Source organism: Methylobacterium ajmalii (assembly GCF_036448855.1).
In the GTDB taxonomy this organism is placed as follows: domain Bacteria; phylum Pseudomonadota; class Alphaproteobacteria; order Rhizobiales; family Beijerinckiaceae; genus Methylobacterium; species Methylobacterium ajmalii.
Genome location: NZ_JAZFXT010000021.1, coordinates 192,714 through 207,512 on the forward strand (window position 1 = coordinate 192,714; position 14,799 = coordinate 207,512).

Genomic DNA, 14,799 nt, shown 5'->3' on the forward strand with positions numbered 1-14,799 from the left:
AAAATTTTTCATCATTCCCTGCATCATCGCGTGGCTTTCGGGAGTTTTGTTGTGCGTCGCAGCATGTCGAGCGAAGTCCTCGGGGTGCATAGGCTTTCCCTCCTACCGCGGGCGGCCTTGCCGTCTGTAAGATTTTGAATGATCATTCAATCCGTCGTCGGCGGAGCGGCCACCCACGGGGCGAGGGGCGGATGAATCGGCAAGAGTCACGGCGAGAGACTCGCCAAGAGACCCTGCAGAGCTTCGAGGCGGCCCGGCGTCGGCACCTGATCGAGGCGACGATCGAGACCCTGGCGGAGGTCGGCTTCAAGGCCGCCTCGCTGAGCGAGATCGCCCGGCGGGCCAACGTCTCGACGGGCCTCTTCGCGCATTACTTCGGCGACAAGGACGGGCTGCTCGAAGCGACCCTGCGCTTCATGGCCGCCCGCCTCGCCCGCGCGACCGCGGCGCGGCTGGCGGCGGCCACGACCCGGCGCGACCGGCTCTTCGCCGTCGGCGACGCGGCGCTCGCCGACGAGGAGTTCGACCGGCGCACCAGCGCCGTCTGGCTCGCCTTCTGGGGCCAGATCACCCATTCGACGCGCTTCCAGCGGGTGCAGCACGTCTACCAGCGTCGGATGGTCACCAACCTGAGCCACGCCCTGCGCGGCCTGGTGCCGGAGGAGTGCGTGGCGACCTACGCGACGATGATCTCGGCGATGATCGACGGGCTCTGGCTGCGCTCCCACGTCGCGGCGGGCCGCGACGGGAGCGAGGGCGATGCCGCGCGGGCGCGCCGGACGGTCCACGCGCTGGTCGACGGGCTGCTGGCGGGCACCTCGCTCCGGCCGGGATCCGGGGAAGCGCCGGCGATCCGCGTCTCCCGCCCCGCCGACGCGACGCCCCTCGTCCGCCACGTCAGCCCGGCGACGGGCGAGGAGATGGCGCGCTTCTCCCCGGTGCGCGCGACCGAGATCGACCGCGCGGTCGAGGATGCGCATCGCGGCCTTTCCGCCTGGAAGGCCCTCGGCGCGCCCGGGCGGGGACGGGTCCTGCGGCTCTGCGCCGAACGGCTGCGGGCGGAAGGCGCGGACCTCGCTCGCCTGGAGAGCCGCGAGACCGGCCGTCCGCTGCGCCACACCGCCGGCCGCGACCTCGCGGAGGCGCTGCGCCTGCTGGACGCGGCCGCCGCCCTCGCCGAGGGAAGCGGCACGACCTGGACGGATCTCGGCGACGGCCGGGTGGCCCGCCTGCGACGCGCGCCCGCGGGGGTCGTCGGCACCGTACTGCATTGGAGCGCGCCCGTCTCCGGCCTGTGCGCGCGGGCCGAAGCGCTCGCCCGCGGCAACGCCCTCGTCGCCTGCGCCGATCCGCGCGCCACGCGGACGCTGTCCCGCCTCGCCGCGCTCCTCGTCGGCGCGGGCTTTCCCGAGGGCGTGCTGACCGTCCTGGCCGGCGACGCCGAGAGCGCGCGCCTCCTGCGCGGCCATCCCGGGCTCCTCGCCGAGCCGGACCCGTCGCGCGGGGCGGACGACCTCGATCTCGGCGCCGGGATCGGGGCGCCGAAGGCCGGGACGATCGTGCTGCCGGGCGCCGACCCGGCCCGCGTCGCGGCCGCGATCCTGGGCGGCGGCCGGAACTGGACCGGCTCCACCTTCGCGAGCCAGGCCCGCCTCCACGTCCACGCGCAGGCGCTGCCCGGCCTTCTCGACGCCCTCCGGGCCGGGGCGGCCGCGATGCGCGCCGGCGATCCGCTCGACGGGGCGACCGAGATCGGCCCCCTGGTGTCGCGCGAGCTCGGGACCGGCCTCGACGCGGCGCTGGCGGCCGACCTCGCGGCCGGCGCCAAGCTGGTCGCCGGCCGGCCCCCGGGCTCGGCCTGGCCGGGATTCCTGGTGCTCGACCGCTGCACGGAGGCGATGCGGCTCGTGCGCGGCCACGCCTTCGCGTGCGTCGTGGCGCCGATCCCGTTCGACGACGAGCGGGCGCTTGCCGCCCGCCTCGCGCTGGAGCGGGGACACGGCGGCGAGGCGCGATCGTTCGGTCTCTTCTCCGGCGATCCCGGACGGGCCTGGCATCTGGCGGACGCCCTCGAGGCGGATCTCTGCGTCATCGACGGCGATCGGCCGGGCCGGGACGCGAGGGACGGCTCCCTCGACCGGGCGGATGCCGGATCGGAACTGGATCGCGCATTGCGCGTTGTCGGCCCCGTCTTCGGCCCGGCCGGATGAGGCGCGCCGGGCGTTCGGCCGGGCGTTCGCGCGCGGAACGCGAACCGTCACCCCTCGAAACCGATGCGCCGACAGTACTCCGGGAGGACCGATCTCGTTGACGCTCTCTATTGGAGCAAGAGACGTTCCAGTAATATTCTATTACGTCGCCATCTCAACCCATGTAATAAACGTCGCGCAGCAGCATAGATCGATTTTTAACCTTGTCGTACCGGGCCGCAGGGCGGCGCGATGGGTGACAGCACGGCGTCGGACAGCAAGTGTTGCACGAATACATCGCCTTGCCGTACGTCACTTTTCATCCCGTTTGAACGCGTGACAGGATGCCGCTGCTGCGAAACAAATGAAGTGCTCAGGATGCGTTCTTCGCCGAAGGCGAAGATCCGCGGAGCCAAACACCACGCCAGTATCTACGCCTCGATCATGGCGACCGCTGTGCTGTTTTCCTCCAGCTTCCGGACATTCCGATGTCGCCTCGCCTCGCCTTGCTGGCCCTTCCCCTCGCCCTGGCCTTCCCGTCGGTGAGCCGCGCGGCCGACGCGCCGGTGCCGAAGCAGGCCCCGACCGTGGTGCCGACGCTGCCGGCGGTCGACCCGCAGATGGTCTCGGCGGCCTTCGGCTTCCGCTTCGTGTCGGATTACAACTCGCGCGGCATCTCGCAGACCAACCGTCATCCGGGCGCCCAGGGCTACCTCGAGTTCCAGATGCTCGACGGGCTGTTCTACGCCGGAATCGCCGGCGAGCAGGTCGACCTGCCGAACCGGCCCACGATGGAGATGGACTTCTCCGCCGGCATCCGGCCGACCTTCGGCGCCTGGTCGTTCGACCTCGGCTACCTGTTCTACAACTATCCCGGCGAGCGCGCCCTAATCGGGCCGGACGGCACGATCTACACCGCCAACAACGCCGATTACTACGAGTTCGTCGGCAAGGCCGCCTACGCGGTGAACGACGCCCTGACGCTCGGCCTCAACGTCTACCACTCGCCGAGCTACTTCGGCACCCACGCGCCGGGCACCTACGTCTCCGGCGTCGCCAAATACACCATCCCGGAGGGCACCTTCGGGGTGATGCCGAGCGGCTTCCTCGTCTCGGCCGAGGTCGGACAGTACTTCCTCGGCACGACGAAGGCCTCGTTCGGCGTATTCAAGCTTCCCGACTACACGTACGGCAACGTCGGCATCGCCTACACGGTGAAGAACTTCACCATCGACCTGCGCTACCACAACACCAGCATGACGAAGAGCGAGTGCGGGCTGATCACCGCCGATCCGCGCAGCATCCTGAACGGCACGTTCCGCTCCAACTGGTGCGGCGCCGCCGTGGTGGCGACGGTCTCGGTCGACGTGACCTCGAAGGATCCGGGCATCTTCGCCGGCCAGGAGACCCTGGCCCCGTCGGTCCCCGGCCGCACCAGCGACGCGGAAGGACCGGCGGTGCGCTGACCGCACCAGCCGGGTGCCGCCGTGCCGCAGCGGCGCGCCCGCCTGTCGCACGGCCGCCTCGCCGCTTGACGCAGGGGCGTCACCGATCTGTAATCCTTGCGGGTCCGTCAAGAAGACCCGCGAGGATCACGGCCCGATGCCCTTTCCGAGACGGCAGATCCTGGCGGCCCTGATCGGTGCCGCGCTCCTGTCGGGACCGGCGGCGGCGGGGGATGGCCGGCTCGCCGCGCTCTACCCGCAGGACGGGCGCCGGGCGATGGCCGGGCCGGACTTCGCCCGCTTCCCGGGGGCCGGCATCCTGTTCTGCCGCGACGCGGGCGGCGTGCCCAAGCGGGCCGCGGCGGCCTGGCTGATCGCCGGGCCGCGGGTGGTGATGCTGAACGCCCATAACTTCCGCAGCCGGCGCCTCGAGGTCACCCGCGCGGTGGCCGATTGCTTCTTCCAGATCGCCGGCCGCAACCACGATTTCGAGCCGGACAGCCTGCACCTCGGCGTTGCGCCCGGGGCGAGCGCCCTGCACATCACCGACGACTGGGCGCTCCTCTCCTTGCGCGAGCCGGTCACCGCGGTGGCCGCGCAGCCGGTGCCGGATGCCGCCGCCCGGCTGCCCACCGGCGGCGGGACGGTGCCGGTGACGATGGTCTCCCCGGCCGGCCACGAGAATTTCGGCAGCGCGACGAGCCTCGAGACCTGCGCCATCCGGCGGATCGACCGGCCCGGCGAGGACGGGATCCGCATGGCCCGGCACGATTGCAACAACGGCTACGGCGGCTCGGGCTCCGGCCTGTTCGATGCGGCCGGGAACCTCCTCGCCATGCACAGCGCCTCGCTGTCGATGAACTCGCGCCGCGCCTACGACGACGAGTTCCATTACGGCTCGGCCCTGCTGCTCGAAGGCCCGCTCCTCGACGCCCTGCGCGAGGCGGCGGGGCGGACCCGGTAGGTCCGGGTCAGCCCGGCCCGATCAGGCCGGGCACCACCGTGCCGTTCGGGCCGAAGCGCTCCTGCGCCTGGCGGCAGCTCGCCTCCGGGTCCTTCTGGTAGGCGTGGGTGTAGGTGGCTGAGCGGATCAGCGCCTCGCCGTGCGACAGGGCCGCGAGATCGGTGCCGAGCCGCTGCACGACCTCCCGGAACCGGGCGTAGTCGGGCTTCGTGCCGGGGCAGGATTCGGCCACGAACCGGACCAGGCCCGAGAGCTTGACCGCATCGTTGCTGACGGCGTTCGGCGTCTCGGCGGCGAGGACCGAGCTCGATGTCAGGGCGAGGAGGATGGCGGCGCGGCGCATCGGGTTTGTCTCCGGAAAGGGGCGGGTCATCGGGGCGACGGGGAGCGAGGGTCTTCGGGGCGAGAGTTTTCGAGGCGAGCGTCTTCGGCGCCGGCGGTGCTCCGCTCGCCGGGATCGGGCCCGTCCTGGGCCCCGTAGCTCTCGCGAAGCCGGTCGAGGGCGGTGCGGTGCTCGGCGCCGGCGGTGCGCAGGTTGACGTATTGCTGGCACAGGGCGCCGTAGAGTTGCCGGCGACCGGTCGGGGCCACCACCGCGGTGAGGCCCGAGACCAGGGTCTCCGGGTCCGGCACGCTCGCGACCATGCGGGCGACCTGCGCCGTGCGGTTGGCGATCATCCGCTCGTCCTCGACGAAGTGCGGGCGGGCGAGGGCCAGGGCCGCCCGGAGGGCAACCACCGTGGCGTCGGCGCCCGGCACCGGACGGCCCGCGGCACGGGCGGCGAGCCACAGCGCCGGATCGGTGCGGTCGTCGGCGCCGAGCCAGTCGGAGCGGGCGGCCGTGTCGCGGCGGGCGACGACCGGGGAAGCCTCCTCGCGGGCCGGCTCGTCGCCGCAGCCGGCGAGCACGAGGAGGATCGGGAGCGCCGCACGCGGAAGGGTCGCCACGGCCCACCTCACCGGAGCGAGGCCGCGAGGCCGCGGGGACCGTCGGCCAGGGGCAGCCGCGCGAGCTCCCGGCGCGCCTGCGGATCGACGAAGGACAGGTCGCCCGAGAACCAGTTGGCGACGGCGACGCGGCCGTCCTCCAGCGCCAGCACGCCCTCGGGATAGCGCCCGACCGGAACATCGCCGAGGGTCGAGAGTCCGTCCGCCGCGATCACCGCGACGGCGCCGGCATGCTGGCGGCTCACCACCACGAGGCGGCCGTCGGCCGTCGCGGCGACGCCGTAGGGCATCGCCCCGACCGGCACGGTGGCGAGCGCCGTCAGCGTCCCGGTCGCGATCACCGTGAGGTCGCCGCTGCGCACGTTGGCGACGTAGAGCCGCGCGCCGTCCGGGCTCAGCGCCAGGGCGAAGGGCCCCTCGCCCGCCGGCACCGTGCCGGCGATCCGCATGGCGGCGGTATCGATCGCGACGACCCGCCGGTGCTCGCGGTCGGCGACGTAGAGCCGTCCACCCGACCGGTCGAGGACGAGGCCGGCGGGATCGGCGACCGGCACCGCCGGCCCCGTGGCCGCGCCGGTGCGGGGGTCGCGCCGCACCACCTCGCCCCGGCGCCAGTCGCCGACATAGAGCGCCGACCCGTCCGGCGCCGCCGCGATGCCGAAGGGCGAGCCCGGGTGGTCGAGGCGGGCGACGACGCGGCCCGCGGGCCCGTCGATCACCGTGATCGCCCGGTGGTCCGGGTGGGTGACGTAGACCCGTCCCCCCGGCCCGGTCGCGAGCCCGGCGGGCCCGGGCCCGACCGGGATCGTGGCGACGACCCGGTTCGTCGCGGGATCGACCCGCGACACCACACCGGCCTCCTGGCCGGCGACGTAGATCTCGCCCGCCAGGGCGCCGTGTGCGCAGGCCAGATGGGCGAAGGCCAGGACGGCGAGGAGGCGGGCCCGCCTCACCGCCTGCTCTCCACCTTCGCCTTCAGGCCGGCGAGGCCGGTCTCGAGATACGCCTTCATCGCCGCCCGGCCGGCCGCGTCGCTCAGCTCCTCCGGCGGCTCGTTGCCGGTGTCGCCGCGGTAGAACCGGCCGAACCACGCCACCTTGCTGCCCGTCCCGTCCGGCGTCACCGTGAGGGTGGCGGAGTAGGACGACACCGGCAGGGCCTTCAGGTCTGGATCGTCGAGGCGGTAGGAGTAGCTGCGCTGGGCGGCGTCATACTCGTCGAGGCTCTCGTGCAGGGTCCCGCCGTTCTTCAGCGTCAGGGTCCGGGTGTCGCCGTTCTTCGTACCGTCGCCGGTGCTCCTGCCGCTCGCGACGAGCGGGTTCCAGTCGGCCTCGGCCCCGAACTTGCCGGCGATGGCCCAGACCGCGTCGGGCGGCGCCGCGATGGCGACGTCGGCCTCGATCTTCTGCGGGGTCGGCCCGTGGGCCAGCGCCGCGGACAGGCCGGCGCCGATCGTCAGCACGACGAGGGCGGCGCGGCGGGGCGGGCGAATGGGGAAACGACGCATGATCACGCTCCGTGACGAAGGCGGGAGACGGCCCCGGCCAGGCGCGTGCGCCACGGCAGGAAGCCGAACAGGACGGACAGGAGGGCGAGCGCCCCGGCGCCGAGCACCGGACGCGGGTCGAGCAGGACCGGCCGCGGCCGGGGCGTCGCCGCCGCGGTGAGCGCCGCGGCCAGCCCCGCCGGGTCGTCGAGGGGCGCGTAGGAGAGGCCGGTCTCGGCGGCGAGGCCGCGCAGGTAGGTCTCGCGCACGGTCGAGAGATGCTCGGTGCCGGGCGTCGCGACGCCGCCGAAGGGGGCGTTGCGCGGGTTGTAGCCCTCGCGCGTCTCGGCGCCCGGGGGCGGCGGGCCGAAGCGGTTCTCGTGCGGCACGTCCTCGGGCCCGTAGAACCCGATCTCCCGACCGCGGTCGTCGTAGCGGGGGATGGGCGACGGGACGTGGCCGCCCGCCCCGACGATCAGCCCGCGCACCGCGCCGGGCTTGCCCTCGAAGGCGGGCCCGCCCCGGGCCGGCAGGGGCGGCGCCTCGTGGCCGTCGGTGACGAAGACGAGATCGCTGCCGAGCTCGCCCGCGAGGGCGACGGCGCGAAACAGGCCGGCGGCGATCCGGCTGTCGCCCTCCCAGCCCATGCGCCAGTCGAGGCCGGCGATCGCCCCGTCGAGGGCGGCGAAGTCGGTGCAGGTGTCGATCGGCTCAAACAGCAGGAAGGTACGGCGCTCGGCGAACAGCCCGAGGCCGAGCCGCGAGCCGCAGGGCAGGTCCGCGGCGAGCGCCCGCAAGGCAGCCTTGGCCTTGTCGAGCCGGCTCGCCGGTTTGCCCGCGAGGGTTTCGTCGCGGGTGTTCATGCTGCCGGTGATGTCGACCACCACCACCGCCTCGACCCGCCGGCCGGTCACCGGCAGGCGCGGCGCCACCGCGGTGAGGAGGGTGAGGCCGAGGGCGCAGGCGAGCAGCCGTCCGCGGGGCTCGCCGAGGAGGCGCGCGACGGCACCCGGCAGAGGCTTCGGGACGGTCACGGCAGCCCCCGCGGCTGGCCCGGGATGTCGGTCCAGATTTTCTTCGGGTCGGCCGGCATCTCCTCGCCCCGCTCTCGGCCCCGCTCGGGGAGGTCGCGCACTAGGCGCGAGGCGACGTCGAGGTTGAACTTGGCGTCCCAGGCCTCCGGCCGCAGGGCGAGCGCCCGGCGATAGGCCTGGCGGGCGAGGCCGACCAGGGGGGCGGCGGGATCGAGCTGTCCCGCCTCCAGCTTGGCGAAGGCCTGCCGCAGCCGCGCATTGGCGAGCGAGACCTGGGCGCGTCCGCGCAGGTCCGCCGAGCCGGTGCGATCGAGGGCGGCAAGGAGCGGCTCGGCCTCCTCGAACCGCTCCCGGGCGGCGAGGAAGCGGATGCGGGCGAGGAGCAGCTCGGGCGGCGCCTCCGCGCCCACCGCCCGGTCGGTGCCGGCCTCGAGCGCCGCGATGGCCCGGTTGGCGCGCGCATCGCGCCAGGCGAGGCCCGCGCAGACGATCGCCCCGGCGGCGGCGATGAGCGGTAGCGTGACGAGGAGGCCCGAGCGGACGGGCCCGCGGGCCCGGCGCCAGAGGGCAGCGATGGAGTGAGCCGCGACGGGCGTGATCCTGGTCCTCATGCGGCGCGCCGGGTGGTCTGGGACGGGCCGGGCGCTGCCTCGCGGGAGGCGGGGCGCCAGCCGGCGAGGTCGGTCTCGGCGAGCTTGCCGGCGACGAGGAGCCCGAGCGCCAGGGCGGCGAGGCCGTAGGCGAGCCCCGAGAGGTCGCGCTGCGGGCGCCGCTCGACGAAGGCGATCGGCTTGCGCTCGAGCCGGTCGATCTCGCGGATCGCCTCGTCCACGGCCTGCGCGTTCTCGGCCTCGAAGGCGCGGTAGGGCACGCCGAGGCTCTTGAAGAACAGGTCGAGGTGGCGCTCGGGCGCGGCCTGCGGCGAGTCTTCCCCCGCCGGCCTGTCGCCGAGGCCGGGGGAGCCGGCGGTGCGCAGGAACAGCCAGTACAGGGTCGGGTGGATCTTCGTGAATTCCTCGCGCAGGAGCGGCTGCACCCGCCGGTCGATGACCGCGGCGCCGTCCGAGACGAGGAGCAGCACGCGGGAGGCCTGCGACGCGCCCGGACCGAACTGCGACAGCGCCAGGCCGAGGCCGCGGGCGACGTTAGTCGCCTCCAGGCCGGGCCGGTCGATCGCCCGGATCGCCGCCCGCACCGCCTCGTGCCGGTCGGTCATCGGCAGCACCGCCATCGGCGAGGTCGAGAAGGCCGAGACCGCGACGAGGTCGTGGGCGCGGCGCCCGACGAAGGCCTCGAGGATCCGCCGGGAGGCGGCGGCCTTCGATTCCTCGGCCCCCGAGGGCTGCCGCCCGGCGAAGGTCTCGTTCATGCTGCCGCTGCGGTCGATCAGCAGCGAGACCTGTGCCCCCTCCCCGGTCCGCGCGACGCTCTCGCCGGCGAGCCGCGGCCCGGCGAGCGCGAGGACCAGGAGACCGATCGCCGCCATTCCGGCGAGCGTCAGCACCGCGTCGACGAGGCGCGACAGCCCGTCCGCCGGCACCATGGCGAGCGAGGGCACCGGCACGCGCCGCTGCGCCGTGGCGACGAGCGGCAGCAGGGCGAGCGGCAGCAGCCAGAGCCAGCCCGGTGCCGTCACGCCGAATCGGGCGAGCAGGTTCACGATGCGGCCTCCGCCCTGCCCGGCGCCCCCGCCCGCTCCGCGGCGGCGAGCCGGCGCGCGGTGGCGACGAGGTCCGGGAACGGCCAGTGGCGCCGCGCCGCCGCGGGATCGCGGCCGAAGAAGGCGGCGCGGGAAGCCGCGAAGAACCGGTCGAGCGGCTGCGCCAGCGCACCGTAGGCCGGATGCCGGGCGAGGAAGGCGGGCAGATCCTCGCCCATCACCCGCCGCCCGTCGGTGCGGTCGAGGCCGCGATGGAGCGCCAGGAGCGCCTCGCGATAGGCCGCCTCGTCGGCGGACCGGGCGGAGAGGCGGCGCACCTGCCGGGCGGCGGCCGCGAAGGCCCGGGCCGGGCGGCGATGGAGCGGCCACCAGGCCCGGTCGCGGGCGAGGAGCGCGAGGCCGGCGAGGCCGAGGGCCGCGAAGGCCCAGGCGAGGGCCCGGGCCGGCCCGGGATCGCGCCGCGGCACCGGGCTCTCGGGCCGCATGTACTCGGTGGGATCGGCAACGGGCGGCGGCTGGACCTCGCGCAGGGGCGAGACCAGGATCGGCCAGCTCGGAACCTCCGCGACCGCGCTCGTCGTCGAGCGCGCGGCCTCGCTGGCGAAGGTCACGGTGAAGGCTGGGATGTCGAGGCGGCGCACGTCGAGGGCGGCGTAGAAGGTCTGGTAGGTGAGCGAGAGCCGCCACAGCCGGTTGCCGTCCCGCAGCGGCCCGGGGGCCACCGCGACCGACCCGAGATCGAGCCAGTAGGTCAGCGGCCCGGGCTTCGGCAGCGAGGCCGCCTGGGGGGCGAACCCGTCCGCGGCCTCGATCTCGACCGTGGCGTCGAAGCGGTCGCCGAGAAACAGCCCGAACGGCCGCGGGCTGCGCACCGTCACGGCGCCGATCTGGGCGGCGGCGGGCAAGGCCGGGAGCAACAGCACCGAGGCGGCCAGGATACCGGCCCTGGCGATCCGTGCCGGCGATGGCATCCGATCCGGCGGCATGGTCGCACGCGCCCTCATCGCACGAGCCGTCATGCGGCGGTCCCGAGGAGGTGGCGGGAAAAGTCGTCGCCGTCGAAGCGGCCGGCGAGGCGGTAGGGCGGCCGGCCGTGCCGCAGGGCGAGACGGCGCAAGGCCTCGCGGCGCTCCGCCTCGCGGGCGAGCCAGCGCGCACGCAGGGACGGGCGCATCAGCACCCGGCGACGCCCGCCGCCCTCCAGGTCCTCGAGCTCGATCAGCCCGAAGGCCGGCAGGCCCGCGTCGAGGGCGCCGTCCTCGATCGCCACCGGCACCACGTCGTGGCCCTGCAGCGCCTCGAACAGGCCTGCCAGCACGGATGCGGGCACGCGGAAATCCGAGATCGCCACCACGAGCTTGCGCCGCCCGGAGAGCCCGGCGGCGGCCTGCGCCAGCCCGGCGGCGCTCGCCCCGCCCGGCACCACGGCGGCGAGGGCATCGGCCACCGCCTCGGCGGTGCCGCGGCGGCGGGAGGCCGGGACGAGGGTCTCGGCCCGCGCGCCGCAGGCCACCAGCCCGAAGGCGTCGCCGATCCGGGTGGCGGAGCGGGCGAGCGCGGTGCACAGCTCGGTCACCAGCGCCCAGGCCTCGCCCTCGCCGCGGAACCGCATCGAGGCCGAGACGTCGACCAGGGCCCAGACCTCCAGGGCGCGGCTCTGCTCGAAGCGACGCACCACCGTGCCCTCGAACGGGTCGCGCAGGGTCGCCCGCAGGTCGATGCGGCGCGCATCCGGGTGGCGCCAGAACGGCACCTGGTCGCGGAAGGTTCCGAGCCCGCCGGTGTCGCGGGCGCGGTGCGCGCCCGGCCCCGGCCCGGCGGCGGGCCCGCGCAGGCGGTAGACGATGTCGGGGCTCACGGGGCCGGCACCGTGGCGAGCACCGCGCGGCAGAACTCGGGCAGGATCCGCTCCCGGCGCATCTCGTAGACCGGCTCGAGGAAGATCCGGTGCGCCATCGTCTCGTGGAACACCGCGCGCAGATCCTCGGGCAGCAGCACGTCGCGGCCCTCGAGCCAGGCCCGGACCCGGGCGGCGCGGATCAGGAAGGCGATGCCGCGCGGGCTGGCACCGCCCTGCACGAGGGAGTCCATGGCGACATCCGGCAGGACGATGCCGGACTTGGCCGGCTCGCGCACCGCCGACCACAGCCGGACGACGTACTCCTCAAGGGCCGGGCTCGCGTGGATGCCGTGCTGGAGCGCCGCCGCGATGCCGGAGACCGCCCCCTGGTCGATCACGTCCGGGGCGACCTCGGCCACCAGCGTGTCGGTGTCGTGGAACCGCGGGTCGAAGGCGAGGCGCCGGCGCAGATCCGGATCGGTCGGCGCCTCCATGCCGATCTCCATCAGGAACCGGTCGCGGGCCGCCGCCGGCAGCTCGAAGGTCTCCTCGCGCTCGACCCGGTTGCGGTCGGCGAAGACCTGGAGATGGGGGAACCGGTACTCGCGGTCGAAGGCCTGGACGCTGCGCTCGGCCATCAGGCGCAGGAGAAGGGAATGGACCTGCGGCCGCGCCCGGTTGATCTCGTTGAAGAAGAACACCGAGAGGTCCTGCGACCGGCGCAGCACCGGGCCGGGCTCGATCCGCGGGCGGCCGTCCTCGGCAAGGTAGGTGTGATAGATCAGGTCCGCGGGCATCATGTCGACGGTGCCCTCGACCCGCTCGTAGGCGCCGCCGAGTGCTCTTGCCACCGCCCGCAGCAGGGTGGTCTTGCCGACGCCGACATCGCCCTCCAGCAGGACGTGCCCGCGGGCGAAGATCGCGATGGTGACGAGGCGGATGGCCCGCTCCTGGCCGACCACCGCCTTGGCGATCTCCGCCTCGAAGCGCAGGGCGGCCTGGCGCCAGTCGGTCAGGGCCGCGTCGGCCGGCCTGATCTGGTTCATGCGGATCGCGGACTCCGGAATCGGTCGCAGAGGAAGCGGGGGCGCGGCGCGAACAGCGCCGCGCCGAGGGCATCGTCCGATCGCGCTGCAATCGGACGATGCCCGGATCTTCGATCTCGCCGCATTGTCCGCGGCGAACCGGCATCGACGTCGTCGGAAAATGCTTTCGGGACCTACTGGGCCGCGATCTTGTTGACGTCGTATTCGAACTTTCCGGTCTTCTTGAAGGCCTCGACGCGCTTCTTGTTGCGCTCTTCCATCGCCTTGATGGAATCGGCCTGCTTGTTCAGTTCCTTGGGATCGTGCTTGGGATCGTACTTCGTCCCCGCGACCTTCTCGGGGAAGCCGGGCTTGGGCTCCCAGCAATTGCCGGGGGCCTTGCACTTGGTGCCGTCATAGGCGAGCGCCGGCAGGGCCGAGCCGGCGACGAGGGCGATGACGGCGAGGGTCAGGCGCATGGTGTTCCTCCTGTCGGGTTATCGTTGGGGGTGTGCGGGTCGGGAGACGGAGCGAAGACCGGCTCCGGCCCCGTCGGCCCGGGTCGTGCGGCGACCCGGGATCGGTCGCCGTCAGGACTTGCCGGTCTTGGCGCACATCCCGGGCGGGTTGTCGGGGAAGGTCTCGCCGAGCTTGTAGGGCTTGTAGGCCTTCTTCTGCTCGTCGTTCAGCCACTCGGCATCGGCCACCGGGCCGCTGTAGAGATGGCGGACCCAGGCGGTGACCTGGAGCATGTCGTCGAGGGTCAGGCTCTCGTTGTGCGGGCCCATCTGGCCGTTGGCACCGCCGAACACCGTCGAGAACAGGCCGGCATCGGTCGTGTTCTGGGGGTAGGTCCAGTAATTGTCGGCGAGGCCGGGGCCGATCTTGCCCTCGCCGATATGGCCGTGGCAGCCCGAGCAGGCGGCCAGGAAGGTCTGCTCGCCCTTCTTCAGGCAGCTCGCATCGGTGATGTAGGGATTGTGGCCGGTGGCGAGGAACTGCTTCACCCCCGGCGTGTCCTTGCCCTCCGGCAGCACGTCGCTGAAGTCGAGCTTCTCGCCGGTGACGACGTTGCGCAGGTCGACGGCGCTGCTCTGGGCCGTGGTGGGCCGCGGCAGGGCGCCGAGGCCGGCGATGACGATGACGAGCCCGAAGCTGGCGCCGAGGGCGGTCCTACGCTGGATCATGAAGTGACGCTCTGTTGAGGGAAGGGGCCACCTCCGGCGGCCCGCAGGACGAGGGATGAAGCGGGGGATCAGGACCCGGTCGGCACCGTCGGCACGCCCTCGTCCTTCAGGATCGCGTCGATCGCCGGGCGGGCCTTGACGAGGGCCTGGTCGAGGGCGGCGAGCAGCGCCGCGTCGTCGCGGCGCACGCCCATCGACTGGTCGAACCGCATCGCGACCTTCTGGCCGTCGCCGCGGGCGGCGTCGTCGGCGACGAGCGTCATGCGCAGCGGCACGCTCGAGGCCTTGACGAAGCGGGCGACGTCGGGACCGAAGGGCACCGCGACGTCGGCCTTGCCGCTCGCGACCTCGCCGACGAGGCGGGCCGGATCGATCTGGGTGTACTGGTTGCGCGGCGAGCGGAAGTTCACCAGCGAGTAGAGGTAGGCCATGTCCTCCTCGTAGCGGCCGATGTTCTTCAGCATCACCTCGCTCGGCGAGCCGAACGGCACCGCGACGTGGCCGACCTGCTTGAGGCGCGGATCGGACCACGAGGTCACGTCGAGCCCGTCCTGGGCCCGGGTCACGAAGACGTAGCCGCTGCGGTAATAGGGCTTCGTCGTCAGCACCCGCGGGTCGCCGGTATCGAGCCCGGCGACGACGTCGCAGAGCTTCTTGTCGAGGAAGTCGCGCACCAGGTAGATCGCCGGCTTGTCGGACCAGACGAACTGGACCTTGCGCCCCATCGCCTCAGCGACCGCGCCGGCGATGCGGTTCTCGAGCCCGCTGCCGTCCTTGAGCGACAGCGGCGGCTGGGCGGCGGAGGCGCAGACCCGCAGCACGCCCTCGTCGGGGCGGCCCTGGGCGGCGGCCGCGGCCTCGCCGGGGGCCGTTTGCCGGATCTGGGCGGGCGGAGCGGGCTGGGTCTGGGCGAAGGCCGGGGCGGTCAGCGCGGCGGCGAGGGCCGTCAGGCCCGCCAGGCGCAGGCGGGATCGTCCGAACGATCTCAACATGATCGGATCCGTCGTCACGAGGTGAGGCA

General features: G+C 73.7%; 16 protein-coding genes. 3 read left to right on the top strand and 13 right to left on the bottom strand.

Annotation, left to right across the window (positions count from 1 at the left end; translation table 11 throughout):
* Nucleotides 1–191: 191 nt before the first annotated feature.
* The 3 genes from betI to V3T34_RS08550 all read left to right on the top strand — a co-directional run bounded on the left by betI (nt 192) and on the right by V3T34_RS08550 (nt 4,598).
* Nucleotides 192–2,210 (top strand): transcriptional regulator BetI, encoded by a 2,019-nt coding sequence (gene betI, locus V3T34_RS08540; protein ID WP_305076662.1) that lies wholly within the window; start codon nt 192–194, stop codon nt 2,208–2,210.
* Nucleotides 2,211–2,677: 467 nt separating this feature from the next.
* The gene (locus V3T34_RS08545) at nt 2,678–3,655 is read left to right on the top strand and encodes a TorF family putative porin (protein WP_305076663.1); all 978 of its coding nucleotides are present in this window, start codon (nt 2,678–2,680) and stop codon (nt 3,653–3,655) included.
* Between the two features lie 136 nt (nt 3,656–3,791).
* Nucleotides 3,792–4,598 (top strand): trypsin-like peptidase domain-containing protein, encoded by an 807-nt coding sequence (locus V3T34_RS08550; RefSeq protein ID WP_305076664.1) that lies wholly within the window; start codon nt 3,792–3,794, stop codon nt 4,596–4,598.
* 7 nt (nt 4,599–4,605) lie between these two features.
* Here the strand turns inward: V3T34_RS08550 and V3T34_RS08555 are convergent, their stop codons facing one another.
* The 13 genes from V3T34_RS08555 to moxJ all read right to left on the bottom strand — a co-directional run bounded on the left by V3T34_RS08555 (nt 4,606) and on the right by moxJ (nt 14,770).
* Nucleotides 4,606–4,941 carry a hypothetical protein gene (locus tag V3T34_RS08555; RefSeq protein ID WP_305076665.1) on the bottom strand — a complete coding sequence of 112 codons (336 nt, stop codon included), beginning with the start codon at nt 4,939–4,941 and terminating at the stop codon, nt 4,606–4,608.
* Nucleotides 4,942–4,967: 26 nt separating this feature from the next.
* On the bottom strand, nt 4,968–5,546 hold the full coding sequence (locus tag V3T34_RS08560) for a hypothetical protein (RefSeq protein ID WP_305076666.1): 579 nt from the start codon (nt 5,544–5,546) through the stop codon (nt 4,968–4,970).
* An 8-nt stretch (nt 5,547–5,554) separates the two neighbouring features.
* The gene (locus V3T34_RS08565; RefSeq protein ID WP_091887416.1) at nt 5,555–6,499 is read right to left on the bottom strand and encodes a Vgb family protein; all 945 of its coding nucleotides are present in this window, start codon (nt 6,497–6,499) and stop codon (nt 5,555–5,557) included.
* Nucleotides 6,496–7,053, bottom strand: coding sequence for an SRPBCC family protein (locus tag V3T34_RS08570; RefSeq protein WP_305076667.1), 558 nt, complete (start codon nt 7,051–7,053; stop codon nt 6,496–6,498). The genes V3T34_RS08565 and V3T34_RS08570 overlap by 4 nt, the downstream gene beginning before the upstream one ends.
* A 2-nt stretch (nt 7,054–7,055) precedes the next feature.
* Nucleotides 7,056–8,066 carry a vWA domain-containing protein gene (locus tag V3T34_RS08575; RefSeq protein ID WP_305076668.1) on the bottom strand — a complete coding sequence of 337 codons (1,011 nt, stop codon included), beginning with the start codon at nt 8,064–8,066 and terminating at the stop codon, nt 7,056–7,058.
* Nucleotides 8,063–8,677, bottom strand: coding sequence for an MxaK protein (locus V3T34_RS08580; RefSeq protein WP_305076669.1), 615 nt, complete (start codon nt 8,675–8,677; stop codon nt 8,063–8,065). Before V3T34_RS08580 ends, V3T34_RS08575 begins: the two co-directional genes overlap by 4 nt.
* Entirely contained in the window at nt 8,674–9,729 is a 1,056-nt protein-coding gene (locus V3T34_RS08585) for a vWA domain-containing protein (RefSeq protein ID WP_305076682.1), read from the bottom strand. The genes V3T34_RS08580 and V3T34_RS08585 overlap by 4 nt, the downstream gene beginning before the upstream one ends.
* Entirely contained in the window at nt 9,723–10,697 is a 975-nt protein-coding gene (locus V3T34_RS08590; protein WP_305076670.1) for a nonribosomal peptide synthetase MxaA, read from the bottom strand. The genes V3T34_RS08585 and V3T34_RS08590 overlap by 7 nt, the downstream gene beginning before the upstream one ends.
* Nucleotides 10,698–10,741: 44 nt before the next feature.
* Nucleotides 10,742–11,584: a DUF58 domain-containing protein gene (locus V3T34_RS08595; RefSeq protein WP_305076671.1), complete on the bottom strand. Its 843-nt coding sequence runs from the start codon at nt 11,582–11,584 to the stop codon at nt 10,742–10,744.
* Nucleotides 11,581–12,612: an AAA family ATPase gene (locus tag V3T34_RS08600; protein ID WP_305076672.1), complete on the bottom strand. Its 1,032-nt coding sequence runs from the start codon at nt 12,610–12,612 to the stop codon at nt 11,581–11,583. Before V3T34_RS08600 ends, V3T34_RS08595 begins: the two co-directional genes overlap by 4 nt.
* 173 nt (nt 12,613–12,785) lie before the next feature.
* Nucleotides 12,786–13,070 (bottom strand): methanol dehydrogenase [cytochrome c] subunit, encoded by a 285-nt coding sequence (locus tag V3T34_RS08605; RefSeq protein WP_060850103.1) that lies wholly within the window; start codon nt 13,068–13,070, stop codon nt 12,786–12,788.
* Between the two features lie 111 nt (nt 13,071–13,181).
* On the bottom strand, nt 13,182–13,778 hold the full coding sequence (gene moxG / locus V3T34_RS08610) for a cytochrome c(L), periplasmic (protein WP_091887425.1): 597 nt from the start codon (nt 13,776–13,778) through the stop codon (nt 13,182–13,184).
* A gap of 68 nt (nt 13,779–13,846) precedes the next feature.
* Nucleotides 13,847–14,770 carry a methanol oxidation system protein MoxJ gene (moxJ, locus tag V3T34_RS08615; protein ID WP_305076673.1) on the bottom strand — a complete coding sequence of 308 codons (924 nt, stop codon included), beginning with the start codon at nt 14,768–14,770 and terminating at the stop codon, nt 13,847–13,849.
* Between the last annotated feature and the right edge of the window lie 29 nt (nt 14,771–14,799).

What these genes read in the sequence shown, in the direction of transcription:
- betI (WP_305076662.1), top strand. Translation starts at nt 192, where the DNA reads ATGAATCGGCAAGAGTCACGGCGAGAGACTCGCCAAGAGACCCTGCAG.
- V3T34_RS08545 (WP_305076663.1), top strand. Translation starts at nt 2,678, where the DNA reads ATGTCGCCTCGCCTCGCCTTGCTGGCCCTTCCCCTCGCCCTGGCCTTC.
- V3T34_RS08550 (WP_305076664.1), top strand. Translation starts at nt 3,792, where the DNA reads ATGCCCTTTCCGAGACGGCAGATCCTGGCGGCCCTGATCGGTGCCGCG.
- V3T34_RS08555 (WP_305076665.1), bottom strand. Translation starts at nt 4,941, where the DNA reads ATGCGCCGCGCCGCCATCCTCCTCGCCCTGACATCGAGCTCGGTCCTC.
- V3T34_RS08570 (WP_305076667.1), bottom strand. Translation starts at nt 7,053, where the DNA reads ATGCGTCGTTTCCCCATTCGCCCGCCCCGCCGCGCCGCCCTCGTCGTG.
- V3T34_RS08580 (WP_305076669.1), bottom strand. Translation starts at nt 8,677, where the DNA reads ATGAGGACCAGGATCACGCCCGTCGCGGCTCACTCCATCGCTGCCCTC.
- V3T34_RS08590 (WP_305076670.1), bottom strand. Translation starts at nt 10,697, where the DNA reads ATGCCATCGCCGGCACGGATCGCCAGGGCCGGTATCCTGGCCGCCTCG.
- V3T34_RS08600 (WP_305076672.1), bottom strand. Translation starts at nt 12,612, where the DNA reads ATGAACCAGATCAGGCCGGCCGACGCGGCCCTGACCGACTGGCGCCAG.
- V3T34_RS08605 (WP_060850103.1), bottom strand. Translation starts at nt 13,070, where the DNA reads ATGCGCCTGACCCTCGCCGTCATCGCCCTCGTCGCCGGCTCGGCCCTG.
- moxG (WP_091887425.1), bottom strand. Translation starts at nt 13,778, where the DNA reads ATGATCCAGCGTAGGACCGCCCTCGGCGCCAGCTTCGGGCTCGTCATC.
- moxJ (WP_305076673.1), bottom strand. Translation starts at nt 14,770, where the DNA reads ATGTTGAGATCGTTCGGACGATCCCGCCTGCGCCTGGCGGGCCTGACG.